Origin of the sequence: Variovorax sp. NFACC27, assembly GCF_048301545.1 — a bacterium.
Lineage (GTDB): Bacteria > Pseudomonadota > Gammaproteobacteria > Burkholderiales > Burkholderiaceae_C > Variovorax > Variovorax gossypii.
In genome coordinates, this window is sequence record NZ_CP157613.1 from 4,851,319 (window position 1) to 4,874,961 (window position 23,643).

Below are 23,643 nucleotides of genomic sequence, written 5' to 3' on the forward strand. Positions count from 1 at the left end.
GTCAGCCGCGCCCGACGAAGGGCATCTTCGTCGCCATGATGGTGTGGAACAGCACGTTGGCTTCGAGCGGCAGGTTCGCCATGTAGAGCACCGACTGGCCGACGATCTTGACATCGATCAGCGGTTCGATGGCGAGCTCGCCATTGGCCTGCGGCACGCCCTTGGCCATGCGTGCGGCCAGCTCGGTCATGGCGTTGCCCACGTCCACCTGCCCGACGGCGATGTCGTACTTGCGGCCGTCGAGCGAAGCGGTCTTGGTAAGCCCTTCGACCGCATGCTTGGTTGCCGTGTAGGCAGCCGAGTTCGGACGCGGCGCCGTGGCCGAGATCGAGCCGTTGTTGATGATGCGGCCGCCCATCGGCGTCTGGGCCTTCATCGTGCGGAACGCCTGCTGGATGCAGAAGAACATGCCGGTGAGATTGATGTCGACCACGCCCTGCCACTGCTCGGGCGTCCAGTCTTCGAACGGGCCCGGCGGGTTGCCCACGCCGGCGTTGTTGAACAGCAGGTCGACACGGCCGAAGCGCTCGACGGTGGCGGCGAACAGGGCCTGCACCGAGTCTGCGTTCGACACGTCGGTCGGCACGGCGAAGGCGCGCGCGCCGGCGCCCGATTCTTCCGCCACCTGCTCCAGCGGCTCGAGGCGGCGGCCCGCCAGCGCAACGCTCCAACCGTCGCCCAGCAGCGCCAGCGCGGCGGCGCGGCCGATGCCGGAACCAGCACCCGTGACGATGGCGATACGGCCCTTGTTGTCTTCAGCGCTCATGCTGTCTGTCTCTTTCTTTTCGGTTGTCGATGGTTCGTTCGATGGTGCGAGGCCTGGTCAGCGGCGCGGCTTGCGCCCCTTGCCCTTCATCTTGCTGGCGGCCTTCTTCACCGCCGACTTGAAGGCCTGCATCGCCGACTGCGCCCCGGCCGTGGCCGAGGTGGGTCGCTCGCCGCGCGGCTCGGCCTTGCCGGCTTCCGCCTTGTGGCGCGTGCTGCGCTTGGCCGAGGCCTTCACCGGCACGCCCGATGATGCCGCACCCTTGTCCTTCATGGCGCGGGCCGCGAGCTCTTCGCCTTCGCGCACGAGACGGAAGTCGATCTTGCGGCCGTCCAGGTCGACGCGGCTCACCTGCACGCGCACCCGCGTGCCGATGGCGTAGCGGATGCCGGTGCGCTCGCCGCGCAGCTCCTGGCGCATCTCGTCGAACTTGAAGTATTCGCCGCCGAGCTCGGTGATGTGCACCAGGCCCTCGACGTACATCGCATCGAGCGTGACGAAGATGCCGAAGGTGGTGGCCGCGGTGACCACGCCGCCGTACTCCTCGCCGAGATGCTCGCGCATGTACTTGCACTTGAGCCAGGCCTCGACGTCGCGGCTGGCCTCGTCGGCACGGCGCTCGTTGGCGCTGCAATGCAGGCCGGCGGCCTCCCATGCCATCACTTCCTTGCTGGGCGCGACGGTGGCCTTCTGCGGCTTTGCAGTGGGCGCCTTCACGCGCGACGCCAAGCGCTTGGCCAGCTTCGCATGCGCCTCGCCGGGGGTGGGCAGCATCGGCAGCTGGTAGCGCGTCTTGCCGAGGATCGCCTTGATCACGCGGTGCACCAGCAGGTCGGGATAGCGCCGGATCGGGCTCGTGAAGTGCGTGTAGGCCTCGTAGGCCAGGCCGAAGTGGCCGCTGTTGATCGGCGTATAGATCGCCTGCTGCATCGAGCGCAGCAGCATGGTGTGGATCTGCTGCGCGTCGGGGCGCTCCTTGGTGGCCTCTGCGATTGCCTGGAACTCGCCCGGACGCGGGTCGTCGGTGATGCTCAGGCCCACGCCCATGGCCTTCAGGTAGCCGCGCAGGATTTCCTTCTTCTCGGGCGTCGGACCTTCGTGCACGCGGTACAGGCCCGGGTGCTTGCCTTCAGCGATGAAGTCGGCGCTGCAGACGTTGGCCGCGAGCATCGCCTCTTCGATCAGGCGATGCGCCTCGTTGCGAGTGCGAGGCACGATCTTCTCGATGCGGCCGGCTTCGTCGCAGATGATCTGGGTCTCGGTGGTTTCGAAATCGACAGCTCCGCGCTTGCCGCGCTGCTTGAGCAGCGCCTTGTAGACGTCGGCGAGGTTCAGCAGGTCCTTGACGCGCTCCTTGCGCTTCGCAGCCTCTGGGCCGCGCGTGTTGCCGAGGATGGCAGCCACCTCGGTGTACGTGAAGCGCGCGTGACTGAACATCACGGCCGGATAGAACTGGTAGGCGTAGATCTCGCCGTCGGCCGCGACCAGCATGTCGCACACCATGCACAGGCGCTCGACCTCGGGGTTGAGCGAGCACAGTCCGTTCGACAGCTTCTCGGGCAGCATCGGAATGACGCGGCGCGGAAAGTAGACGCTGGTGGCGCGGTCGTAGGCATCGATGTCGATGGGCGAGCCGGTCTGCACATAGGCACTGACGTCGGCAATGGCCACCAGCAGGCGCCAGCCCTTGCCGCGGCCTACCTTCGCGGGCTCGCAATAGACGGCGTCGTCGAAGTCGCGGGCATCCTCGCCGTCGATGGTGACGAGTGGAATGTCGGTGAGGTCGACGCGGCCCTTCTTGTCGGCGGGACGGACCTTCTCGGGCAACGCCTTGGCAGCCGCCAGGCATTCCGCGGAAAACTCGTGCGGCACGCCGTACTTGCGCACGGCGATCTCGATCTCCATGCCGGGGTCGTCGATCTCGCCCAGCACCTCTTTCACACGGCCCACGGGCTGACCGAACAGCGCCGGCGGCTCGGTGAGCTGCACGACTACGACCTGCCCCACCTTCGCAGGGCCGGTCGCCCCCTTGGGAATCAGGACGTCCTGGCCGTAGCGCTTGTCTTCCGGCGCCACGAGCCAGATGCCACCTTCGTGCAACAGGCGGCCGATGATGGGCTGCTCGGGACGCTCGACGATTTCCACCACGCGCCCCTCCGGGCGGCCGCGGCGGTCCTGGCGCACGATGCGCGCCTTGACGCGGTCCTTGTGCAGCACCGCGCGCATCTCGTTCGGAGGCAGGTAGATGTCCGCCTCGCCGTCGTCGCGCTGCACGAAGCCGTGCCCGTCGCGATGTCCTTGAACAGTTCCTTCGATTTCATCCAGCAGGCCGCTGGAAGTAACGTTATTTTTGATATGATCTCCTTCTTTCCTGAAATTCAAAACGCAGTTGCTTCTGCAACTACGTGGGCCCAGATGGCGGAATTGGTAGACGCACTAGTTTCAGGTACTAGCGAGTAACATCGTGGAGGTTCGAGTCCTCTTCTGGGCACCAAGTTTAAACAGACCTTTACCGGGTCAATCGATTCAAGCCACCGGTCTCCGGTGGCTTTTTCATTGCCGATCGAATCCGCATCGAACGGCCGGCGCAACCGGACAGGCAAGAGCCGGACCAGTGCCAAATTTTTCTGCGCGGCCCGTTTTTTCAGGCCATGGCGACAAATTGTGTATACTCGCAGTCTTTGCTGAAAAGCAGAAACTGCCCAGATGGCGGAATTGGTAGACGCACTAGTTTCAGGTACTAGCGAGTAACATCGTGGAGGTTCGAGTCCTCTTCTGGGCACCAGATCCGAATTGACCCCCGCCAGGTCATCCGAAAGAAGCCACCGGTCTCCGGTGGCTTTTTTCTTGCTCATCCGGATCTGCATCAAACGGGCAGCGCGATCAGGTCGTGGCCCTCGGCACCCACGATGCGCGCGCGGGTGAACTCACCCACCTTCAGCGTCTTGCTGATCTTCTCGGGCGGCAGCAACCGGACCGTTCCGTCGATTTCCGGTGCATCGGCATACGTGCGCCCCACCCCGCCCTTGCGGCCCATGCCAGGCGCCGAGTCGACCAGCACCTGCATCGTTGAGCCGATGCGCCTTTGCAGCTTGGCGATCGACACGGCTTCGGCCACCTCCATGAAACGCGCACGGCGCGCCTCGCGCTCGGCCTCGGGCAGCATGCCCGGAATGCCATTCGCCGTGGCGCCTTCGACCGGGCTGTACGCAAAGCAACCGGCACGATCGATCTCAGCCTCGCGGATGAAGTCGAGCAGATGCTCGAACTCCTGCTCCGTCTCGCCGGGGAAGCCCGCGATGAAGGTGCTGCGGATCACGAGCTCCGGGCACACCTCGCGCCAACGCGCCAGCCGCTCCAGGTTCTTCTCGCCGCTAGCCGGGCGCTTCATGCGCTTCAGCACATCGGGATGACTGTGCTGCAAGGGCACGTCGAGGTACGGCAGCACCTGTCCGCTCGCCATCAGCGGAATGATCTCGTCGACGCTCGGGTACGGGTACACATAGTGCAGGCGAACCCAGGCACCGTACGGCTCGGCGATTTCACCCAGCGTGCGCACCAGTTCGAGCATGCGGGTCTTGACCGGCTTGCCATCCCAGAACCCGGTGCGGTACTTCACGTCGACGCCATAGGCCGAGGTGTCCTGGCTGATCACCAGCAGCTCCTTCACGCCGCCTTCGAACAAGGCCTTGGCCTCGCTCAGCACATCGCCCACGGGCCGCGACACGAGGTCGCCGCGCATCGAGGGAATGATGCAGAAGGTGCAGCGATGGTTGCAGCCCTCGCTGATCTTCAGGTACGCGTAGTGCCGCGGCGTCAGCTTGAGCCCCGCGACACCGAAGGAGTTCGGCACCAGGTCGATGAATGGGTCGTGCGGCTTCGGCAGGTTGGCATGCACGGCATCCATCACCTCCTGCGTGGCGTGCGGACCGGTGACGGCAAGCACGCTCGGATGCATCTGGCGCACCAGATTGCCGCCCTGGTCGCCGGTCTTGGCACCCAGGCAGCCGGTGACGATCACGCGGCCATTCTCGGCGAGCGCTTCGCCGATGGTGTCGAGGCTTTCCTTCACGGCATCGTCAATGAAGCCGCAGGTGTTGACGATCACCAGGTCGGCGCCTTCGAAAGTCTTGGCGATCTGATAACCCTCCGCACTCAACTGGGTCAGGATCAATTCGGAATCGGTAAGGGCCTTGGGGCAGCCCAGGCTCACGAATCCGACCTTGGGGGCGGTCGGCGTGGCCGTACGTTCGGGGGAGGCAACTTCGCTCATATGCCTCTATTGTCCCAGCTATCGGTGACGGCGGGGCATCGACCGGTCAGTCTGCGCTTCCGGTCGCTTGCACGTCGATCAGGAGCGCTTGATGCCAAAGGCCCCCAGAACCTGTTCGGTATTCTTCTGCATCTGCTCCTGCATCTGCAGAAAGACATTCTTCGATTGCTCGACATAGCTGCCCATCAGCCCCTGCAGCATCGGCGACTGCATGGTCATGAAGCGAGCCCACATCTCGGGCGTCAGGCCTTCGGCCTTTTCGGCAAGCTGCGCCTGCACCTCGGTCATGGCTTGGATGTTCTTCTCGAGATACGGGCCCATATAGCCCTGCATCGCCTGCCCGTAGAAACGGATGATGTTGGCTAGCACCTGCTCGGTGAACATCGGCGCGCCGCCCGCCTCTTCCTCAAGAATGATCTGCAGCAGGATGCTGCGCGTGAGGTCGTCGCCGGTCTTGGCATCACGCACCACGAACTGGGCATTCTGGATGACCAGCTGTTTCACCTCGGTCAGCGTGATGTACGTGGATGTCTCGGTGTCGTAGAGCCTTCTGTTCGGGTACTTCTTGATCACACGCTGCACCGGTTTCGCCCCGGACTTCTTGCTCTGCACTGCGGACTCCTTCACATGGACGCCCATGTCATCGGATGATTCTAGGGAGCGGTTTTGCTGCGTCGCGACAAGGTTTACCCTGACCGGCTGCGGCACTTTTCTCAATCTGCCGATGTTGCGTACTCCGCGCCGCATGCATGGCAACCAGCAACCTCGGGTCGCTCTTCGTCTGCCTCGCGAAACCGCAGCGGGGTTTTCTGCCCGTAGACGACCCAGCATCGCGGGCAATGCTCTTGTCCGACCGTCGGCAGGTAGGCACGGGCGCGCTGTTCGGCACGCTCCTCGGTCAGGGGCATGCCCTGGCGTTGGGCGCGCGCCACTTCACGCGCTGCCATGGTGTCGGTGCGACCGCTTTCGTAGTCATTGATGCCGTAGACAGCACGCGCAAACTCGATGGGCGCCTGCTTGAGCAATGCGGTCAGCCGCTTGTCGGCATGAGCCCGATCAACGAATGTTGATCGCGTATTTATCGGATCGCTTATCAAGAAAAATGGAATGTAGTTGCAGAGTGACCAAGGTAGCACAAGAACATGCCGAGGGTCTTTGCCTGCATCACCACAAGGGACGATATGTGCACCGGGGAACCCGGTGCATGCTCTGTTCGACTGAACCGGTGGTTGGCCGGGGTTGAAACAGAAATTGGTAGGCGCGATTGGACTCGAACCAACGACCCCCACCATGTCAAGGTGGTGCTCTAACCAGCTGAGCTACGCGCCTAAGGATGTGTCCGAGAAGCAGTTATTGTAGCAGGAGAAATCGCGTTTTTCAGCGACGACGTGCAGATCGCACACCAATAACTGCAGTGACCAGTCCGAGGACCTGCGTGAGACGCGCGGCATCGGCGATTTCGACAGTGAACGTCATCCACGCAGTGCCCTTGATCGACTGCGTCTGCACGCCGATCACATTCATCTTCTCGCGCGCGAACACATCGGAGATGTCGCGCAGCAGGCCCTGACGATCCGCTGCCTCGACAGCCACGTCCACCGCATACACAGGCGCATCGGCGCCCTTCTTCGCGGCGCCCCACTCCACATCGATGACGCGCTCGCCATCCTTGGCAGCCATCATGCGGAAGTTGCTGCAGTCGCTGCGATGCACGCTCACGCCATGGCCCCGCGTGACGAAGCCACGAATGGCATCGGGCGGTGCCGGCTTGCAGCACTTGGCGAGCTGCGTCATCAACGAAGACACGCCCACCACGAGCACGCCGCCCTTGCCCGACTTCTCGCTGCCGCGCGCCTTCTTGATGAGCACGCCGTCGTCAGGCCCGGGTGCAGGCTCCGGCGGCCGCAGCAAGGCTTCGATGTTGCGCAGGGAGAACTCGTCCTTGCCCACCACTTCGAACAGATGGTCCGCCGACTTGAAGCCCAGCTGCGAAGCCAGGTCCTCGAGCCGCACCGCCGTCTTGCCTTCGCGCTGCAGCAGCTTCTCGACCGCCTCGCGTCCGCGCGCCACGGTCTCGTGCGTGATCTGCGCGTTGAACCATGCGCGCACCTTCGCGCGCGCACGATGGCTGGCCAGATAACCAAGCTCCGCATTGAGCCAGTCGCGCGAAGGCCCGCCCTCCTTGGCCGCGATGATCTCCACCGTCTGTCCGTTCGACAGCGGCGTGTTCAGCGGCACCATCGCGCCATCGACACGCGCCCCGCGGCAGCGATGGCCCAGCGTGGTGTGCACCGTGTAGGCGAAGTCCACAGGCGTCGCGCCCTGCGGCAGTTCGACAATGGCGGCATCGGGCGTCAGTACATAGATGCGGTCGTCGAACAGGCCCTGCCCCTGCAGGCCACCAGAGAGATCACGCTCCCACGCCAGCAGTTGCCGCAGCACGGCGATCTTCGCGTCGTACTCGCCGCTGGCCCACACGCCCGCGTAGCCCTTGTGGCCCGCTTCCTTGTAGGCCCAGTGAGCGGCCACGCCATGCTCGGCGTGGTCATGCATTTCTTCAGTGCGGATCTGGATCTCGATGGGCTTGCCCGCCTTGCCGTCCACCAGCTCGCGCACCACCGTGTGCAGCGACTGGTAGCCATTGGGCTTGGGCCGCGCGATGTAGTCGTCGAACTCCTCGTCGATGGGCTGGAAGTGCGAATGCACCCAAGCCAGCGCCGCGTAGCAGTCCTTGACGTCGGGCACCACCACGCGCAGCGCGAGGATGTCGAAGACCTGCGCGAAGTCGAGCGACTTGCCGCGCATCTTCTTCACGATGCTGTAGATGTTCTTGGGACGCCCCTGCACCACGGCCTTGACGCCTTCGGCCTGCAGCTCACGCTCGAGCTGCGAGCGCAGCTGCTCGACATGCCCTTCGCGCTCGATGCGCTTCTCGTCGAGCAGGCGCGCGATCAGCTTGTAGGTCTCGGGCTCGAGGAAGCGGAACGAGAGATCCTCGATCTCCCACTTCACCTGCCAGATGCCCAGCCGGTTGGCCAGCGGCGCGAACACCTGCAGCGACTCGCGCGCCACGCCCTCGGGCGCCGGCCGCTTGCTCGCTGCCGCATGCCTCAGCGTCTGCAGGCGCGAAGCCAGCCGCAACATCACCACGCGCAGGTCGCGCGAGAACGCGAGCAGCATCTTGCGCACGTTCTCGGTCTGCGCGCCGGCACCTTCTCCGTGATGCCCCTGCGACGCCGAGCGCGCCTGCTCCTGCACGCGAACCAGCTTGGTCGTCTCTACCGCCAGCGCCGCGAAGTTGTCGCCGAACACCTTGGCGATCACTTCCTGCGGGCGGTTCAGGTGCTGGCACGAATAGACCAGGTAGCTCGCGGCCTGCATGGCCTCGGAGCCGCCCATCTTCGCGACGATGCCGGCCACCGCGTCGGCATGCGCGAGCGTGTTCTCGCCGGTGTCGAGCTTCTCGTCGGCGATCAGGGGCTCGGCGAAGGCCCGCGCACGCGCCAGCATGTTCTCCATCACCGGCGTGCGCTCGGCAGTCGCCGCGGACAGCGGATAGTCGACCATGACCGCGTCGGACGCGGATGCCGTCTGGAGACTCGAAGAATCGCGCTTCACGCTTCGCTCGCTCAATCGCTCGATGGGTCGAAAAGGAAGTTGGTGACGGCGGCGATCTGTGCGGGGTCGACGAAGGTCGGCGCATGGCCCACGCCCTCGAACTCGACCAGGGTTGCATGCGGGCCGCGCTGCGTCATGGCCAGGGCCGTTTCGCGCGACAGCAGATCCGACTCGGCGCCGCGCGTGAGCAGCGTGCGCGCCGTGATGGCGTCGTACAGGCTCCACATGATCGCACCGCCCTGCGCCGCGGCCTCGGGCGTGATGGCGCGAAGCGCAACGCCGATGGCCGGGTCGTAGTGAAGCAGCCAGCGCCCGTCTTCGCCACCGCTCGCCTCGACCTTCGCCGAGCCGTCGGCCGTGCGCTGCGAGGCGGGCACCACCATGTGCCGCGACAACTCCAGCCACTGGGCCGGCGTGTGGGGACCGAAGGTGGTCGACAGCGCCCACATGGCATCGGCCGCCGCCTGCTCGCTCTCGAAGCTGCCGTTCTTGCCGACATAGGCGCCGATGCGCTGCAACGCGACCGGCTCGATCGTCGGACCGACGTCGTTCGCCACGAAGCGACGGATGGAACGGGTCAGCGGCAGCTCCTTGTGTCCGGCAAGCACGAAGCCGATCAGCCCGCCCATGCTGGTGCCGAGGTAGTCGAGCGTGTCGACGGGCTGCTCGCGATGCAGCTGCGCAATCAGCGCAACCATGTCGGCCGCGTACACCGGCACCTGATATAGGGAAGGATCGCGCAACCAGTCGCTGCGCCCTCGGCCCGCCACGTCGGGGCAGACCACGCGCACGTCGCCGCCGGCGCGCGCCACGATGGCCTGCGCCAGCAGGTCGAAATCGCGGCCCTGCCGGGTGAGACCGTGCACGCAGACAACGACGTGTGCGCTGCGCGCGTCGCCCCATTGCCAATAGGCCATGCGGTGGCCGCCCTGGGCGTCATCGCACGCCACGTAATGAAGCGTCGGCTCGGTCATGGAAACAATCTTGTTCTGGTGCTGATAATTGTCTCGTCGCATCCTAATTCATCCGGAGATTGATCTTCATGCTCAAAGGCAAAACCGCGCTTGTCACGGGGTCCACCAGTGGCATCGGCCTCGCTGTCGCCAAGTCCCTCGCCCAACAGGGTGCAAACATCGTGCTCAACGGCTTCGGCGATGCCTCGGCCCCCAGGGCCGAGGTCGAAGCACTCGGCGTTCGCGCCGAATACCACGGCGCCGACATGAGCAAGCCGGAACAGATCGAGGACATGATGAAGTTCGCCGCGTCGAAGTTCGGCCGCGTCGACATCCTCGTGAACAACGCCGGCATCCAGCACGTGGCCAAGGTGGAAGATTTCCCCACCGAACGTTGGGACGCCATCATCGCGATCAACCTCAGCAGCGCCTTCCACACCACGCGCCTGGCGATCCCCGCGATGCGCGAAGCGAACTGGGGCCGGGTCATCAACATCGCATCGGCGCACGGCCTCGTAGCTTCGGCGCAGAAGTCGGCCTACGTGGCGGCCAAGCACGGTGTCGTGGGTCTGACCAAGGCCGTGGCGCTCGAAACCGCGACCACCGGCGTCACCGTCAATGCCATCTGCCCGGGCTGGGTGCTGACCGCACTGGTGCAGAAGCAGATCGACGACCGCGCGGCGCGCGAAGGCATCACAGCCGCGCAGGCGCAGAACGACCTGCTGGGCGAAAAGCAGCCTTCGCTGCAGTTCACCACCGTCGAGCAACTGGGCGGCCTGGCCGTCTTCCTGTGCTCGCCGGCTGCCGACCAGGTCCGGGGCGTTGCCTGGGCCATGGACGGCGGCTGGACTGCCCAGTAATGGGTAGCCCCGCGGTACGCGTTTCCCTTATTTGAGCTGCACCGAGCCCGACACGCTCACCGTCACGCTGGTCTTGCCGGCCTCGACCGGCACGGCCGAATCGGCCGACGAGAACGACTTGGCCTGCACCGCCATCAAGCGCGGGCGGATCGGGCCGTTGTCGCTCGCGTTCACCGACACCTCGCGCAGCGTGTAGCCGCTGAAGCCGAAGCCCTTGGCGAGCTCGTCGGCCTTCTGCTTGAAGTTCTGGATGGCGATGGTCTGCGCCTCGGTCTCGGTCTTCGCGCGCTGTTCGCGGCTCAGGCCGAAGCCGACGTTGCCCACGCTGAGCGTGGTGATGCGCCCTGCCGTCTGGGTGATGCGCGGGAAGTCGCGGCCTTCGAGCACCAGCTCGGTCGAGCCCTGCCAGCCGTTGATCTTGCCGTCCTTGGTGTAGCGCGGCGACAGGCTGAAGTTGCCGGTGCGCACGTCGAGCTGGCCCGCCTGGGCATTCTTCTTCGCTTCGGCCAGCGCGGCGTCGAGCGCGGCCTTCAGCTGCGTCTGCACGGTGGCCGCGTCGGTCGCGTCGCGGGTGGTCACGAGCGTCATGCTCAGCATGTCCTGCTGGACTTCGACCGCACCCGATGCGGTGAGCTGCAGCACGTTCTGGGGAGCCGGCGTGACGGCGTTCTGGGCCAGGGCAGTGCCGGCCGTGGCCAGGGCGGCACAGGCCGCGAGCAGTTTGATTTTCTTCTTCATGGCAAGGTTCTCCCGATTGATATGAAAGACAGACAGGCCTGCCCCGAGAAAGCAGGCCGGCGCATCGCGCGCTGTCTCAGCGGCGTTCGCTGCGCGGCGCGACAGGCAGCTGGCGGGCCGCGGCCGGTGGCACCGGCACGATCCGCTCGGCCGGCTGCGATTCTGCCGAATTGAGCAAAGCACCCGCGGCGGGCGGGGTCCATTGGCCGCGAACCTGCTGACGCAGCTCGAACAGCTCGGCGGGAGTGAGGCGTCGTCCGGCAATGGCCTCCCCGCGACGGACTTCCTCGCGTTGCGCGGCCCTGTGGGCGGCAACGGCGTCCCTGACTTCATTGCGCCGGACCTCGCCCACCCTGAACAGATCGCCAGACACCGCCAGCGACGGACCGCAGGCGAATACGAGGAAGAACGGCAGCGCGAATGTAGGACGTCTCATTGATTGGAAGTCGGCAGGAAGCGCGACTTTGCCATCACCTCGCTAACGTCGGATGACCAGACCGCGAACGTCCGCAAGTTTTGTAACTTAGTGTCAAACCATAAGTAAATCCGGCTCAACGAACCCTCAACGCCTTCAGAATCGGCCCTGTTACAAATTCAACGTTGTAGAAATGACTCAAGTTCCCGCTCGCACCGACAAGATCGTGATCGTCGACGACGACGCCCGCATCCGCGACCTGCTGCGCCGCTACCTAACGCAGGAAGGCTTCGAAGTGATCGTGGCCGAGGACGGCAAGGCGCTCAACCGCATCCTGTTGCGCGACACGGTCGACCTGATCGTGCTCGACCTGATGATGCCCGGCGAGGACGGCCTTTCCGTCTGCCGCCGCCTGCGTGCCGCCAACGACCGCACGCCGATCATCATGCTCACCGCCAAGGGCGAGGACGTTGACCGCATCGTCGGCCTCGAGGTCGGCGCCGACGACTACCTCGGCAAGCCCTTCAACCCGCGCGAACTGCTGGCCCGCGTCCACGCAGTACTGCGCCGCCGCCCGCCGCTCGAGGCGCCGGGCGCCCCCTCCACCGAGAACGAGACCGTCACCTTCGGCCCATTCGCCTTCGACCTCGGCTCCCGCACCCTGAAGAAGGACGGCGAAGAACTCTCGCTGACCACCGGCGAGTTCGCCATGCTGAAGGCGCTGGTGCGCCATCCGCGCCAGCCGCTGTCGCGCGAAAAGCTCGCCCAGCTGGCGCGCGGCCGCGAGTTCGAGCCCTTCGACCGCAGCCTGGACGTGCAGATCTCGCGCCTGCGCAAGCTCGTCGAATCCGATGCCGCTGCGCCCCGCTACATCCAGACCGTCTGGGGCGTGGGCTACGTGTTCGTGCCGGACGGCACGGCCTGATACCACGTTGACAGGTGGCCGTCGGCCAAACCACCGGACCAGGCGCTGCCCAGGAGGACGGCGCGCAGGTCACAATGCCGAGCCCGCTCGAAGCGAGCGCGCAACGTGACCGCCGCCCCGGCCTCAAGCTGGGCTTCAGCCTTTTCTGGCGCACCTTCTTTCTGCTCGCACTGCTGCTGATCGGCTGTACGGTCGCCTGGCTGCAGACTTTCCGCTCGCTCGAATACGAGCCGCGCGCAATCCAGACGGCACATCAGATCGCCTCGCTCGTGAACCTCACGCGCGCGGCGCTGGTGTATTCCGACGCCATCACCCGGGTGTCGCTGATCAAGACGCTGGCCGACCAGGAAGGCGTGCGCATCCTGCCGCGCGAGCCCAACGACCGCTTCCAGCCCTACACCAGCGGCGCGCTCGACCTGCGCGTGACCGAGGAGCTGATCGACCAGCTCGGCGAAGGCACCACGGTTGCAAGCCGCGTGAACGACGAGGCCGGCCTGTGGATCGGCTTCACCATCGAGAGCGACACCTACTGGCTGCTGCTCGACCCCACGCGCTTCAGCCGCGTGGGCGGACGCACCTGGCTGGTGTGGCTCAGCACCGCCATGGCGCTGTCGCTGGCCGGCGCGGCGCTGATCACGCGGCTCATCAACCTGCCGCTCAAGCAGCTGTCGCGCGCGACCATGCAGGTGCGCGAGGGCGAGTACGAGGCGCACCGGCTCGACGAGCGCGCCCGCACCAACGAGATCCGCGCGGTCAACATCGGCTTCAACCGCATGGCCGACCAGCTCGCCAAGATCGAGCAGGATCGCGCCATCATGCTGGCCGGCATCTCGCACGACCTGCGAACGCCTCTGGCCCGGCTGCGGCTGGAAACCGAGATGAGCGTGGCCGACGAGGACGCGCGCGACCACATGGCCGCCGACATCGCCCAGCTCGACGCGATCATCGACAAGTTCCTCGACTACGCCCGGCCCGACCACGTCGACCCCAAGCCGGTGCTGCTGCGCGACGTGGTCGATGCCTGCACCTATGCCGTGCAGGACTACGAGGAGATGAACATCAAGGTCGAGGTGCCGCCCGACCTGCGCGTGATGGGCGACGAGGTCGAGCTCACGCGCGTCATCTCCAACCTGGTCGAGAACGCGCGGCGCTACGGCAAGACGCCCTCCACCGGCGTTGCAGACGTGACGATCCAGGCGCAGGCCAACAACGACGCCGTGCTCATCAAGGTGCGCGACCATGGCGCCGGCGTCGAGCCCGCCCTGCTCGCGCAGCTGACCAAGCCCTTCTTCCGCGGCGACGCGGCCCGCACCTCGGCCGCCGGCGCGGGGCTGGGCCTGTCGATCGTGGCGAAGAACATCGAACGCATGGGCGGCACCTTCGCGCTGACGAGCACGCCGGGCCGCGGCCTGGCGGCGCACATCCGCATGCCGCGCGCGATGCCGCCCGGCATCAAGCCCGGCGAACCGCAGGGCAGCGGCGCCAAGAAGCCGGCCTGAGCGCCGGCAGCGTCTTTCTTATCTGTGGAGCAGAACGGCCGCGCGGGCCTCCATCGCGCGGCCCTCGCCCACCGGGCCCAGCTTCTCGGCCGTCTTGGCCTTCACGTTCACCTGCTCCAGCGTCACGCCCAGCGTGTCGGCGATGCGCTGGCACATCAGCGGAATGTGCGGCGCGAGCTTGGGCGCCTGCGCGATCACGGTGCTGTCGACGTTGCCGATCTCCCAGCCGGCCGCGCGCACCCTGCGCGCCGCCTCGGCCAGCAGCACCGCCGAATCGGCGCCTCGGAACTGCGGATCGGTGTCCGGAAAGTGCCGGCCGATGTCGCCCAGCCCCGCGCCGCCCAGCAGCGCGTCGGTGATCGCGTGCAGAAGCACGTCGGCATCCGAATGCCCCAGCAGGCCGGTGGTGTGCGGCACCTCGACGCCGCCCAGGATCAGCTTGCGCCCCGCCACCAGCTGGTGGACGTCCCAGCCCTCGCCGATGCGGATGTTGAATGCGCCTGTCATGCCAGCCCCTTCCTGCGGCCCAGCAGCACCGCTTCGGCCAGCGCGAAGTCTTCGGGAAAGGTCACCTTGAAGTTCTGCGCGCTGCCCGGCACCAGCAACGGCGACAGGCCGACGGCCTCGATCGCGCTGGCCTCGTCGGTCACGGCGTCTCCGGTGCGCTCCAGCGCGTCGAGCAGCATGCCGATGCGGAACATCTGCGGCGTCTGGGCCAGCCACTTGTCGGCGCGCGACAGGGTCTGGGCCACGCGGCTCTCGGCGGTGGACGACTTCAGGGTGTCGGCCAGCCGCTGCGCCAGCAGGCCGCCGACGGCGTCGTGCTCGCAGGCGGCGATCAGCGCCTCGATCTGGCTGGAGGTGACGAGGCAGCGCGCCGCATCGTGCACCAGCACCCAGTCGTGCGCGCCGGCGCCCTTCTGCCGCAACGCCACCAGGCCGTTGCGCACCGTGGCCGCACGGGTCACGCCGCCAACGCGCAGCAGGTATTCGTTCTCCGAGGGAAAGCGCGGCAGCACCGCATCCACGTCCCGATCGTCCGGCGACACCACCAGCGCCAGCCCGGCGAAGCGCCCCGCCATTGCGCGGAAGGCCTCCAGCGTGTGGGCCACCATCGGCAGTCCGGCCAGGCGCCGGTACTGCTTGGGCTGCGTGGACTGCGCATGCCCCGCGCGATGGCCGGAGCCGGCGCACGGGATCAGCACGAAAAGTCGGGAAGAGGACATGGGCCCTGCGGTCGGCTGCGGCCGACAAGCGGATAAAGGGCCGCCATTCTAGAATTGCCCACTACGCACACCCCTCGCCAGCCGGCGCGGGGTGTTGTGCATTTCCATCAAGCGTTCCATGGACCTCCCCCACCTCACGGCGGGCAAGCGATTCACGCTGCCGCGTCCCCCGTTGTCGGCCGATGCACTGCTGCTGGCGCAGCTGGCCATGCGCGAGAAAGCCGCCGGGCGCGCCACCGCGATGTTCACGGCCGACGCCAACGACGCGCAGCGCCTGATCGACGAGATCGCCTTCTTCGCCCCCGAGCTGCGCTGCGCCCTGTTCCCCGACTGGGAGACGCTGCCCTACGACAGCTTCTCGCCCCACCAGGACCTGATCAGCGAGCGCCTGGCCACCCTCTGGCGCATCAGCCAGAAGGAAGCCGACGTGGTGCTGGTGCCCGCCACCACCGCGCTCTACCGGCTGGCACCGCCGTCCTTCCTGGCCGGCTACACCTTCCAGTTCAAGGCCAAGCAGAAGCTGGAGGAATCGAAGCTCAAGGCCCAGCTCACTCTCGCCGGCTACACCCACGTGACGCAGGTGGTGAGCCCCGGCGAATACGCGGTGCGCGGCGGGCTGATCGACCTGTTCCCCATGGGCTCGCCGGTGCCCTTCCGCGTCGATCTGTTCGACGACGAGATCGACACCATCCGCACCTTCGACCCCGACACCCAGCGCAGCCTCTACCCCGTGCCCGAGGTGCGGCTGCTGCCCGGCCGCGAATTCCCCATGGACGACGAGGCGCGCGGGCGCTTCCGCAGCCGCTGGCGCGAGCTGCTCGAGGGCGACCCGACCAAGAGCCGCATCTACAAGGACATGGGCAACGGCGTGGCCACCGCCGGCATCGAGTACTACCTGCCGCTGTTCTTCGACGAGACGGCCACGGTGTTCGACTACCTGGGCGCCGACGCCACCGTGGTGCTGCACGGCGACCTCGAGCCGGCGTTCCAGCATTTCTGGCAGGACACGAACGAGCGCTACCGGCTGGTGCGCGGCGACCCGGAGCGCCCGGCCCTGCCGCCCGAGGCGCTGTTCCTGAATGCCGAGCAGTTCTACCAGCGCGCCAAGCCGCATGCGCAGCTCGCCATACGGGGCGACGTGGCCACCGAGGCGCCCTACGCCGAGTTCGACAGGCTGCCGCCCTTCGCCGTGGTGCGCGGCGCCGAAGATCCGCTGGTCGGCCTGAAGGCGCACATCGCCAGGACGCCGCACCGCGTGCTGCTGATCGCCGAGAGCGACGGCCGCCGCGAGAGCCTGCTCGACTTCCTGCGCGCCAGCGGTGTGAACCCGCCCGCCTTCGACTCGCTGGCCGAGTTCGAGACTTCCGGCGACGAGAAGATCGGCATCGCCACCGCCGCGCTGGCCTCGGGCTTCGCGTGGCGCGAGCAGGCCATCGACTTCGTCACCGAGACCGAGCTGTTCGCCGCCGCGCCCACCACGCGCCGGCGCAACAAGAAGCAGGAGCAGGTCAGCGACGTCGAGGCGCTCATCAAGGACCTCTCGGAGCTCAACGTGGGCGACCCGGTGGTCCACTCGGCGCACGGCATCGGCCGCTACCGCGGCCTGATTCACATGGACCTGGGCCAGGGCAACGGCCCCGACGGCAAGCCGCTGCTGCAGGAAATGCTGCACCTGGAGTACGCCGACAAGGCCACGCTCTACGTGCCCGTGAGCCAGCTGCACCAGGTCAGCCGCTACACCGGCGTCAGCGCCGACGAGGCCCCGCTGCACAAGCTCGGCTCCGGCCAGTGGGAAAAGGCCAAGCGCAAGGCAGCCGAACAGGTGCGCGACTCGGCCGCCGAGCTGCTCAACATCTACGCCCGCCGGGCGGCCCGCGAGGGCCATGCCTTCCGCTATTCGCCGGCCGACTACGAGGTGTTCGCCAACGACTTCGGCTTCCAGGAAACCGCCGACCAGAAGGCCGCGATCCACGCCGTGGTCCAGGACATGATCTCGCCCCAGCCCATGGACCGCCTCGTATGCGGCGACGTGGGCTTCGGCAAGACCGAGGTGGCGCTGCGCGCGGCCTTCATCGCCGTCACCGGCGGCAAGCAGGTGGCGTTTCTTGCGCCCACCACGCTGCTGGCCGAGCAGCACTACCAGACGCTGGTCGACCGCTTCGCCAAGTGGCCGGTGAAGGTGGCCGAGATGAGCCGCTTCCGTTCGGCCAAGGAAGTGACGGCCGCCGCCAAGGGACTGGCCGACGGGCAGGTCGACATCGTCGTCGGCACGCACAAGCTGCTCTCGCAGTCGGTCAAGTTCAAGAACCTGGGCCTGCTCATCATCGACGAGGAGCACCGCTTCGGCGTGCGCCACAAGGAGGCGATGAAGGCCATGCGCGCCGAGGTCGACGTGCTCACGCTCACCGCCACGCCGATCCCGCGCACACTGGGCATGGCGCTCGAAGGCCTGCGCGACCTCAGCGTGATCGCCACCGCGCCGCAGCGGCGCCTTGCGATCAAGACCTTTGTGCGCAACGAAGGCACCGGCGTGATCCGCGAAGCCGTGCTGCGCGAGCTCAAGCGCGGCGGGCAGGTCTACTTCCTGCACAACGAGGTCGAGACCATCGAGAACCGCCGCCAGAAGCTGGAAGAAATACTGCCCGAAGCCCGCATCGCCGTGGCCCACGGCCAGATGCCCGAGCGCGAGCTGGAGCGCGTGATGCGCGACTTCGTGGCGCAGCGCTACAACCTGCTGCTGTGCTCGACCATCATCGAGACCGGCATCGACGTGCCGACCGCCAACACCATCGTGATGAGCCGCGCCGACAAGTTCGGCCTGGCGCAGCTGCACCAGCTGCGCGGCCGCGTCGGCCGTTCGCACCACCAGGCGTATGCCTACCTCATGGTGCCCGACACCGAGGGCCTGACCAAGCAGGCAGCCCAGCGGCTGGACGCCATCCAGCAGATGGAAGAACTCGGTTCCGGCTTCTACCTCGCCATGCACGACCTGGAGATCCGCGGCACCGGCGAGGTGCTGGGCGAGAACCAGAGCGGCAACATGATGGAGATCGGCTTCCAGCTCTACAACGAGATGCTCAGCGAAGCGGTGCGCGCGCTCAAGGCCGGGCAGGAGCCCGACCTGCTGTCGCCGCTGTCGGTCACCACCGAGATCAACCTGCACGCCCCTGCCCTGCTGCCTGACGACTATTGCGGCGACGTGCACCTGCGGCTGTCGTTCTACAAGAAGCTGGCCACGGCGAAGACGCCCGACCAGATCGACACGCTGCTGGAGGAAATCGTCGACCGCTTCGGCAAGCTGCCGCCGCAGGCGCAGACGCTGATCGACACCCACCGCCTGCGCGTACTCGCGCGGCCCTACGGCGTGGTGAAGGTCGACGCGGCGCCGGGCATCATCAACATCACGTTCAAGAAGGATCCGCCGGTCGACGGCATGGCCATCATCCAGCTGATCCAGAAGAACAGGCACATCAAGCTCGCCGGCAACGAGAAGCTGCGCATCGAGCGCGAACTGAAAGAACCCAAGGACCGGGCCCAGATGGTGCGCGACGTGCTGCGCAGCCTGGGCCAGCCCACCGTCAAGGAAACCGCCCCCGCATGAGCGCTACTGAAATCTCCCCCGGCCTCGTCATCCAGCGCGTGAAGCCGCCGCTGAAGCTCGCCGACTTCAGGCTGATCGCCTTCGACATGGACTCGACGCTGATCAACATCGAGTGCATCGACGAGATCGCCGATGCCGTCGGCAAGAAGGCGGAGGTGGCTGCGATCACCGAAGCCACCATGCGCGGCGAGATCAAGGACTTCAAGGAAAGCCTGCGCCGCCGCGTGGCGTTGCTGAAAGGCGTGCCGGTCGAGGCGCTGCAGCAGGTGTACGACCAGCGCCTGAAGCTCAACCCCGGCGCGAGCGAACTGGTGGCCGCATGCAAGGCGGCCGGCCTCAAGGTGCTGCTGGTGTCGGGCGGCTTCACCTTCTTCGCCAACCGCGTGAAGGACCGCCTGGGCATCGACTTCGCGCGCTCCAACCTGCTCGGCGAGGCCGACGGCAAGCTCACCGGTGAGGTCGTCACGCAGAGCTGGGGCGACATCTGCGACGGCGCCGAGAAGCGCCGCACGCTGCTGGAGGTGGCCTCGCTGATGGGCATCTCGCCGCAGGAGACCATCGCCGTGGGCGACGGCGCCAACGACCTGCCGATGATGGGCGAGGCCGGCCTCTCGGTGGCCTATCACGCCAAGCCGAAGGTGCGCGAACAGGCCATGGTGGCCATCAACGAAGGCGGCCTCGACCGCGTGCTGGAAATACTGAAATGACCGACACCGCCCCGCTCTATCGCGCCGACGCGCTCAAGGACTACGCCAGCGCCCTGCTGCAGAAGGCCGGGCTCGCCCCGTCGAAGGCCGACAGCGTGGCCCGCACGCTGGTCGAAGGCGACCTGCTGGGCCACGACACGCACGGCCTCGCGCTGCTGGCGGGGTATGTCAAGGAACTGGAATCCGGCGGCATGACGCGCGACGGCGCCCCCGAGGTGCTGTCCGACCGCCCCGCCGCCGTGCTGTGGGACGGCAAGCGCCTGCCCGGCCCCTGGCTCATGGACCAGGGCATGGACTTGCTCGTGCCGCGCGCCCGCGAACTGGGCACGGCCTCCCTGGTCATCCGCCGCAGCCACCACATCGCCTGCCTCGCCGTCTACATGCTGCGCGCGCTGCAGGAAGACATGCTCATGCTGTTGGCCTGCTCCGACCCCAACGCCGCCAGCGTCGCGCCCTTCGGCGGCACGCAGGCGGTGTTCACGCCGAACCCGCTGGCCATGGGCTTTCCGCTGTCGCAGGGCGGCGTGATGGTCGACATCTCGGCCTCCATCACCACCAACGGCATGAGCAACCGCAAGCGCGCGGCCGGCGAGACCTTCGCGGAGGAATGGCTGATCGACGCCGCCGGCAAGCCCACGAACGACCCGCAGGTGCTGTTCGACCAGCCGCCCGGCACGCTGCTGCCGGTGGGTGGGCTGAGCCACGGCCACAAGGGCTACGGCATGGCACTGCTGGTGGAAACGCTCACGGCCGGCCTCGCGGGCCACGGCCGGGCCGACCCGCCCGAAGGCTGGGGCGCGACGGTGCACATCACGCTGCACGACCTGAACGCCTTCGGCGGCAAGGAAGCCTTCCTGCGCCAGATGGACCATGTGGCGGCAAAGTGCCGCGGCAACGTGCCCATCGACCCGGCGAAGCCTGTGCGGCTGCCGGGCGAAGGCGGATTGAAGCGTCGGGAAGTTCAGTCGAACGACGGGGTGCGGCTGCACCCGTCGATCGCGCGCTCGCTGCAGGATGCGGAGCAGCGCCACGGCCTGCGGCTGGCGCAGGCGCTGGTCTGAGCGGGAGTCAGTCTTCGGCGTCAGGCGACGCTGCTGCCTCGCCGGCGGGGCGCGGCTTGCGCTTGCCGGGCCTGGCCAGGATCTCGATGTAGAACTGCTTGCCGGCCTCTTTCGCCACGCCGTCGATGAGACCGGTGATGGCGGAAAGGTGAATGACTCCGGCCGATTCCTGCGATGCGCCGAACCTGCAGTCGAAGTCCCAGAAGTCCGCGCCTTCGGGCAATGCGCGCCGCCGTTCGCGCTTGATGTACTTGCGGATCTCGTGCTTGATGGCTTCGAGTAGACGGTCGGGGTGCTTGCCCTCGACCTGAAGCTGGAAGGTTTTTCTCATGGGTGATCGTAACCAATGTGGGATGGGCACCGAACTTGCTGGCTACCATGGCCGACGGGCCCATTCCGCGGCAGCCATGCCGAGTCATCCATGCAGACCTTTTTTCATCCGGAACAACTCTTGCACCATCCGCGCAGCTACCTGTCGCGCGGACAGATGCGCACCCCGCAGGAAGTCCCGGAGCGCGCGCTGCGGCTCGTGGAAGCCACACGATCGCTCGGCTTCGACCTGCGGACGCCGGCCGATGCCGGCATGGCGCCCCTTGCCGCGGTGCACGGCGGCGACTACCTGCGCTTCCTCGAGGAAGCCCATGCCGAATGGAAGCGGATGCCGTCCGACTGGGGCGACGAGGTGATGTCCAACATCTTCGTGCGCGAGCCCAATCGCCTGCGCGGCATCCTCGCCAAGGCGGCGCGCTACCTGGCCGACGGCAGCTGCCCGGTCGGAGCCGAAACGTGGCGCTCGGCGTACTGGTCGGCCCAGAGCGCGGTGGCCGGCGCGGCGGCCATCAACGGCGGAGCACGCGCGGCCTACGCGCTGTGCCGTCCTCCCGGCCACCATGCGCGCGTCGAGGCCGCCGGCGGCTTCTGCTACCTCAACAACGCCGCCATAGCGGCCCAGGCGCTGCGCGGTCGCTTCGCCCGCGTGGCGGTGCTCGACACCGACATGCACCATGGCCAGGGCGTGCAGGAAATCTTCTACGGCCGCAGCGACGTGCTGTACGTGTCGATCCACGGCGACCCGACCAACTTCTATCCGGCAGTGGCCGGCTACGACGACGAGCGCGGTGCCGACGATGGCGAGGGCTTCAACCTCAACTTCCCGATGCCGCACGGCTCGCCGGAATCGGTCTTCTTCGACCGGCTCGACGACGCGACGCAGGCGCTGCAGCGCTTCGCGCCCGACGCGCTCGTGCTGGCGCTGGGTTTCGACATCTACAAGGACGATCCGCAATCGCAGGTTGCAGTGACGACCGAAGGCTTCGGCCGGCTGGGCAAGGCTATCGGCGCGCTTGGCCTGCCGACCTTGATCGTCCAGGAAGGCGGCTATCACCTCGAGAGCCTGGAGGCCAACGCGCGCGCCTTCTTCGGGGGATTCGCGGCCGCCGCGTGACCGCCCTCGCGGCTATGGGTGCCGCGCTGTGTACAGTCGGTGCCTCGAACGAAAGCAGGTGAAAGACATGGCGCGCGCAAACGACTGGGCAAGCAAGGTGATGGCATTGATCAACGGCGGGAATCCCACCGCCGCCATCGCGCAGATCAAGGTCGCGCCCTCGGTCAAGGACCTGAAGGCGCTGCAGACCATCATGACGCTCTCGAAAATGAAAGGCCGCTATCCGAACGTGGATGCGGCCATTTCAGACAACCTGGACCTGCTTGCAGCGCCCAGGCTGCACCGGTCCCCCTGATCGACAGCGTCTTTTACAGCGCCTGACCGAGGCGCTTCACGCCCTCTTCGATCTTCGCCACGTCGGCCGTCGCGAAGCTCAGGCGCAGCGTGGCGACGTCGGGCTTTTCCGCGAAGAAAGGCGCGCCGGGCACGAAGGCCACGAGCTTCTCGATGGCGCGCTTGGCCAACTCGTTCGCATCGGCCAGCTTGCCGTTGGCGCCCGTGAGACGGGCCCAGAAGAACAGACCGCCGTTGGGCTGCGTGAAGCTCACGGCATCACCCAGTTCGCGCTTGAGCGCCGCGCCCATGGCCTGCGCGCGCTGGCCGTAGACCTCGCGAACATGCGCCAGCGTGCCGGGCATGCGGCCGCTCTTGAGGTACTGGGCGGCCGTGGCCTGCGCGAAGGTGCTGGTGTGCGCATCGCTGAACTGCTTGCACATGGTGGCCTTGGCCAGCAGCTCGGGCGGGGCGATCATCCAGCCGATGCGCAGGCCGGGGCTCAGAACCTTGCTCAGGCTGCCGCAGTGCGCCAGCAGTTCGCGGCTGCCGGGCACGTCCTTGCTCAGCGCCATGATCGAAGGCGGCGGCGCTTCGCCGAAGTAGAGGTCGCCGTACGGGTCGTCCTCGACGATCAGCGTCTGGTACTTCACGGCCAGCTCGAGCACCTTCTTGCGGCGCTCCAGGCTCAGCGTGGCGCCGCTGGGGTTGCCGAAGGTGGGAATCAGGTACACGAGCTTGGGCTTGTGCTCGGCGATGAGCTTCTCGAGCTCGTCGGTCTTCACGCCGTTGGCGTCGATGGGAGCGCTGATGAGCTGGGCGCCGTAGAGGCGGAAGCACTGGATGGTGGCCAGGAAGGTCGGGCCCTCGACGATCACCTTGTCGCCGGGCGAGATCATGGTCTTGCCCAGCAGGTCCAGCGCCTGCTGGCTGCCGGTGGTGACGATCAGGCCGTTGGACTCGACGTCGACGCCTTTTGTCTTCATGAAGGCGCTGAGCTGGGTGCGCAGCGGCTCGTAGCCTTCGGTCGCTCCGTACTGCAGGGCGCCGCCGGCTTCCTCCGTGAGTGCCTTCTGGCTCGCCTCCTTGAGGCCCTCGACGTCGAACATGGCGCTGTCGGGAAAGCCGCCCGCGAAGCTGATGATGCCGGGCTTGCCCAGCAGCTTGAAGAGTTCGCGGATGGCGGAGGTCTCGACGTTGTCGAGGCGGGAGGCGAATTGCATGGTCAGTCTCACTTTCTGGGTGGCATTGTCGCCAAAGCGCAGTCAATAAAGCTGCGTAAGG

General features: G+C 66.8%; 21 protein-coding genes and 3 tRNA genes. 10 read left to right on the forward strand and 14 right to left on the reverse strand.

All coding sequences use genetic code 11. The features are described from left to right. Position 1: 1 nt before the first annotated feature. Together ABL840_RS22730 and rnr are read right to left on the reverse strand one after the other, a co-directional pair. Positions 2-766, reverse strand: coding sequence for an SDR family oxidoreductase (locus ABL840_RS22730; protein ID WP_093202368.1), 765 nt, complete (start codon positions 764-766; stop codon positions 2-4). 57 nt (positions 767-823) lie between these two features. After that, positions 824-3,094: a ribonuclease R gene (rnr, locus tag ABL840_RS22735; RefSeq protein ID WP_371287181.1), complete on the reverse strand. Its 2,271-nt coding sequence runs from the start codon at positions 3,092-3,094 to the stop codon at positions 824-826. Between the two features lie 81 nt (positions 3,095-3,175). On the opposite strand from rnr, the gene ABL840_RS22740 reads away from it, so the two are divergent. Then, a tRNA-Leu gene (locus tag ABL840_RS22740) sits at positions 3,176-3,260 on the forward strand. Positions 3,261-3,466: 206 nt separating this feature from the next. Next, positions 3,467-3,551, forward strand: a tRNA-Leu gene (locus tag ABL840_RS22745). Positions 3,552-3,632: 81 nt separating this feature from the next. Here ABL840_RS22745 and rimO read toward each other — a convergent pair. The 6 genes from rimO to ABL840_RS22775 all read right to left on the reverse strand — a co-directional run bounded on the left by rimO (position 3,633) and on the right by ABL840_RS22775 (position 9,673). Beyond that, complete coding sequence (rimO, locus tag ABL840_RS22750; RefSeq protein ID WP_093306370.1) at positions 3,633-5,039, reverse strand: 30S ribosomal protein S12 methylthiotransferase RimO; 1,407 nt, start codon at positions 5,037-5,039, stop codon at positions 3,633-3,635. Between the two features lie 78 nt (positions 5,040-5,117). Further along, complete coding sequence (phaR, locus tag ABL840_RS22755) at positions 5,118-5,678, reverse strand: polyhydroxyalkanoate synthesis repressor PhaR (RefSeq protein ID WP_093202373.1); 561 nt, start codon at positions 5,676-5,678, stop codon at positions 5,118-5,120. A 74-nt stretch (positions 5,679-5,752) separates the two neighbouring features. Next, entirely contained in the window at positions 5,753-6,136 is a 384-nt protein-coding gene (locus tag ABL840_RS22760) for a hypothetical protein (RefSeq protein ID WP_418115982.1), read from the reverse strand. A 155-nt stretch (positions 6,137-6,291) separates the two neighbouring features. Continuing rightward, positions 6,292-6,368: transfer RNA gene (locus tag ABL840_RS22765), tRNA-Val, on the reverse strand. 48 nt (positions 6,369-6,416) lie between these two features. Beyond that, the gene (locus ABL840_RS22770) at positions 6,417-8,606 is read right to left on the reverse strand and encodes a RelA/SpoT family protein (RefSeq protein WP_240652064.1); all 2,190 of its coding nucleotides are present in this window, start codon (positions 8,604-8,606) and stop codon (positions 6,417-6,419) included. Positions 8,607-8,668: 62 nt separating this feature from the next. Beyond that, entirely contained in the window at positions 8,669-9,673 is a 1,005-nt protein-coding gene (locus ABL840_RS22775; protein WP_093306368.1) for an alpha/beta fold hydrolase, read from the reverse strand. Between the two features lie 26 nt (positions 9,674-9,699). Here ABL840_RS22775 and ABL840_RS22780 point away from each other — a divergent pair, with 26 nt between their 5' ends. Continuing rightward, positions 9,700-10,470: a 3-hydroxybutyrate dehydrogenase gene (locus ABL840_RS22780; RefSeq protein WP_093306436.1), complete on the forward strand. Its 771-nt coding sequence runs from the start codon at positions 9,700-9,702 to the stop codon at positions 10,468-10,470. A 27-nt stretch (positions 10,471-10,497) separates the two neighbouring features. Here ABL840_RS22780 and ABL840_RS22785 read toward each other — a convergent pair whose 3' ends face one another. Together ABL840_RS22785 and ABL840_RS22790 are read right to left on the reverse strand one after the other, a co-directional pair. Next, positions 10,498-11,208 (reverse strand): SIMPL domain-containing protein, encoded by a 711-nt coding sequence (locus ABL840_RS22785; RefSeq protein WP_093306366.1) that lies wholly within the window; start codon positions 11,206-11,208, stop codon positions 10,498-10,500. 76 nt (positions 11,209-11,284) lie between these two features. Then, a complete protein-coding gene (locus ABL840_RS22790) occupies positions 11,285-11,644 on the reverse strand; it encodes a hypothetical protein (RefSeq protein ID WP_093202384.1) in 360 nt (119 codons plus the stop codon). A 172-nt stretch (positions 11,645-11,816) separates the two neighbouring features. Between ABL840_RS22790 and ompR the strand changes: the two genes are divergently transcribed. Both ompR and ABL840_RS22800 read left to right on the forward strand, forming a co-directional pair. Further along, entirely contained in the window at positions 11,817-12,548 is a 732-nt protein-coding gene (gene ompR, locus ABL840_RS22795) for a two-component system response regulator OmpR (protein ID WP_007837017.1), read from the forward strand. Positions 12,549-12,622: 74 nt separating this feature from the next. Further along, positions 12,623-14,047: a sensor histidine kinase gene (locus ABL840_RS22800; protein WP_093202386.1), complete on the forward strand. Its 1,425-nt coding sequence runs from the start codon at positions 12,623-12,625 to the stop codon at positions 14,045-14,047. A gap of 18 nt (positions 14,048-14,065) precedes the next feature. Here the strand turns inward: ABL840_RS22800 and ispF are convergent, their stop codons facing one another. Both ispF and ispD read right to left on the reverse strand, forming a co-directional pair. Continuing rightward, positions 14,066-14,554 carry a 2-C-methyl-D-erythritol 2,4-cyclodiphosphate synthase gene (gene ispF / locus ABL840_RS22805; protein ID WP_093202389.1) on the reverse strand — a complete coding sequence of 163 codons (489 nt, stop codon included), beginning with the start codon at positions 14,552-14,554 and terminating at the stop codon, positions 14,066-14,068. Further along, the gene (gene ispD / locus ABL840_RS22810; RefSeq protein ID WP_093202391.1) at positions 14,551-15,273 is read right to left on the reverse strand and encodes a 2-C-methyl-D-erythritol 4-phosphate cytidylyltransferase; all 723 of its coding nucleotides are present in this window, start codon (positions 15,271-15,273) and stop codon (positions 14,551-14,553) included. The genes ispF and ispD overlap by 4 nt, the downstream gene beginning before the upstream one ends. 118 nt (positions 15,274-15,391) lie before the next feature. Here ispD and mfd point away from each other — a divergent pair, with 118 nt between their 5' ends. Genes mfd through ABL840_RS22825 form a run of 3 tightly spaced genes read left to right on the forward strand, consistent with a single transcriptional unit; the run spans position 15,392 to position 20,642 of the window. Then, a complete protein-coding gene (gene mfd / locus ABL840_RS22815) occupies positions 15,392-18,874 on the forward strand; it encodes a transcription-repair coupling factor (RefSeq protein ID WP_093306364.1) in 3,483 nt (1,160 codons plus the stop codon). After that, positions 18,871-19,581, forward strand: coding sequence for a phosphoserine phosphatase SerB (serB, locus tag ABL840_RS22820; RefSeq protein ID WP_093306363.1), 711 nt, complete (start codon positions 18,871-18,873; stop codon positions 19,579-19,581). Before mfd ends, serB begins: the two co-directional genes overlap by 4 nt. After that, positions 19,578-20,642, forward strand: a complete 1,065-nt coding sequence (locus tag ABL840_RS22825) for an Ldh family oxidoreductase (RefSeq protein WP_093306361.1) — start codon at positions 19,578-19,580, stop codon at positions 20,640-20,642. Before serB ends, ABL840_RS22825 begins: the two co-directional genes overlap by 4 nt. 7 nt (positions 20,643-20,649) lie before the next feature. On the opposite strand, the gene ABL840_RS22830 is transcribed toward ABL840_RS22825, so the two are convergent. Continuing rightward, positions 20,650-20,973: a DUF6172 family protein gene (locus ABL840_RS22830; protein WP_093306359.1), complete on the reverse strand. Its 324-nt coding sequence runs from the start codon at positions 20,971-20,973 to the stop codon at positions 20,650-20,652. Positions 20,974-21,063: 90 nt separating this feature from the next. Between ABL840_RS22830 and ABL840_RS22835 the strand changes: the two genes are divergently transcribed. Both ABL840_RS22835 and ABL840_RS22840 read left to right on the forward strand, forming a co-directional pair. Next, on the forward strand, positions 21,064-22,086 hold the full coding sequence (locus tag ABL840_RS22835) for a histone deacetylase family protein (protein WP_093306357.1): 1,023 nt from the start codon (positions 21,064-21,066) through the stop codon (positions 22,084-22,086). Between the two features lie 67 nt (positions 22,087-22,153). Beyond that, positions 22,154-22,381 (forward strand): hypothetical protein, encoded by a 228-nt coding sequence (locus tag ABL840_RS22840; RefSeq protein ID WP_093202405.1) that lies wholly within the window; start codon positions 22,154-22,156, stop codon positions 22,379-22,381. Between the two features lie 13 nt (positions 22,382-22,394). Here ABL840_RS22840 and ABL840_RS22845 read toward each other — a convergent pair whose 3' ends face one another. Next, a complete protein-coding gene (locus ABL840_RS22845; protein ID WP_093202408.1) occupies positions 22,395-23,582 on the reverse strand; it encodes a PLP-dependent aminotransferase family protein in 1,188 nt (395 codons plus the stop codon). Positions 23,583-23,643: the final 61 nt, after the last annotated feature.

Excerpts from the sequence above, each read along its gene's own strand:
- ABL840_RS22730 (WP_093202368.1), bottom strand. The coding sequence starts at position 766 with ATGAGCGCTGAAGACAACAAGGGCCGTATCGCCATCGTCACGGGTGCT.
- rimO (WP_093306370.1), bottom strand. The coding sequence starts at position 5,039 with ATGAGCGAAGTTGCCTCCCCCGAACGTACGGCCACGCCGACCGCCCCC.
- phaR (WP_093202373.1), bottom strand. The coding sequence starts at position 5,678 with ATGGGCGTCCATGTGAAGGAGTCCGCAGTGCAGAGCAAGAAGTCCGGG.
- ABL840_RS22770 (WP_240652064.1), bottom strand. The coding sequence starts at position 8,606 with ATGGTCGACTATCCGCTGTCCGCGGCGACTGCCGAGCGCACGCCGGTG.
- ABL840_RS22775 (WP_093306368.1), bottom strand. The coding sequence starts at position 9,673 with ATGCGACGAGACAATTATCAGCACCAGAACAAGATTGTTTCCATGACC.
- ABL840_RS22780 (WP_093306436.1), top strand. The coding sequence starts at position 9,700 with ATGCTCAAAGGCAAAACCGCGCTTGTCACGGGGTCCACCAGTGGCATC.
- ABL840_RS22785 (WP_093306366.1), bottom strand. The coding sequence starts at position 11,208 with ATGAAGAAGAAAATCAAACTGCTCGCGGCCTGTGCCGCCCTGGCCACG.
- ABL840_RS22790 (WP_093202384.1), bottom strand. The coding sequence starts at position 11,644 with ATGAGACGTCCTACATTCGCGCTGCCGTTCTTCCTCGTATTCGCCTGC.
- ompR (WP_007837017.1), top strand. The coding sequence starts at position 11,817 with ATGACTCAAGTTCCCGCTCGCACCGACAAGATCGTGATCGTCGACGAC.
- ABL840_RS22800 (WP_093202386.1), top strand. The coding sequence starts at position 12,623 with ATGCCGAGCCCGCTCGAAGCGAGCGCGCAACGTGACCGCCGCCCCGGC.
- ispF (WP_093202389.1), bottom strand. The coding sequence starts at position 14,554 with ATGACAGGCGCATTCAACATCCGCATCGGCGAGGGCTGGGACGTCCAC.
- ispD (WP_093202391.1), bottom strand. The coding sequence starts at position 15,273 with ATGTCCTCTTCCCGACTTTTCGTGCTGATCCCGTGCGCCGGCTCCGGC.
- mfd (WP_093306364.1), top strand. The coding sequence starts at position 15,392 with ATGGACCTCCCCCACCTCACGGCGGGCAAGCGATTCACGCTGCCGCGT.
- serB (WP_093306363.1), top strand. The coding sequence starts at position 18,871 with ATGAGCGCTACTGAAATCTCCCCCGGCCTCGTCATCCAGCGCGTGAAG.
- ABL840_RS22825 (WP_093306361.1), top strand. The coding sequence starts at position 19,578 with ATGACCGACACCGCCCCGCTCTATCGCGCCGACGCGCTCAAGGACTAC.
- ABL840_RS22830 (WP_093306359.1), bottom strand. The coding sequence starts at position 20,973 with ATGAGAAAAACCTTCCAGCTTCAGGTCGAGGGCAAGCACCCCGACCGT.
- ABL840_RS22835 (WP_093306357.1), top strand. The coding sequence starts at position 21,064 with ATGCAGACCTTTTTTCATCCGGAACAACTCTTGCACCATCCGCGCAGC.
- ABL840_RS22840 (WP_093202405.1), top strand. The coding sequence starts at position 22,154 with ATGGCGCGCGCAAACGACTGGGCAAGCAAGGTGATGGCATTGATCAAC.
- ABL840_RS22845 (WP_093202408.1), bottom strand. The coding sequence starts at position 23,582 with ATGCAATTCGCCTCCCGCCTCGACAACGTCGAGACCTCCGCCATCCGC.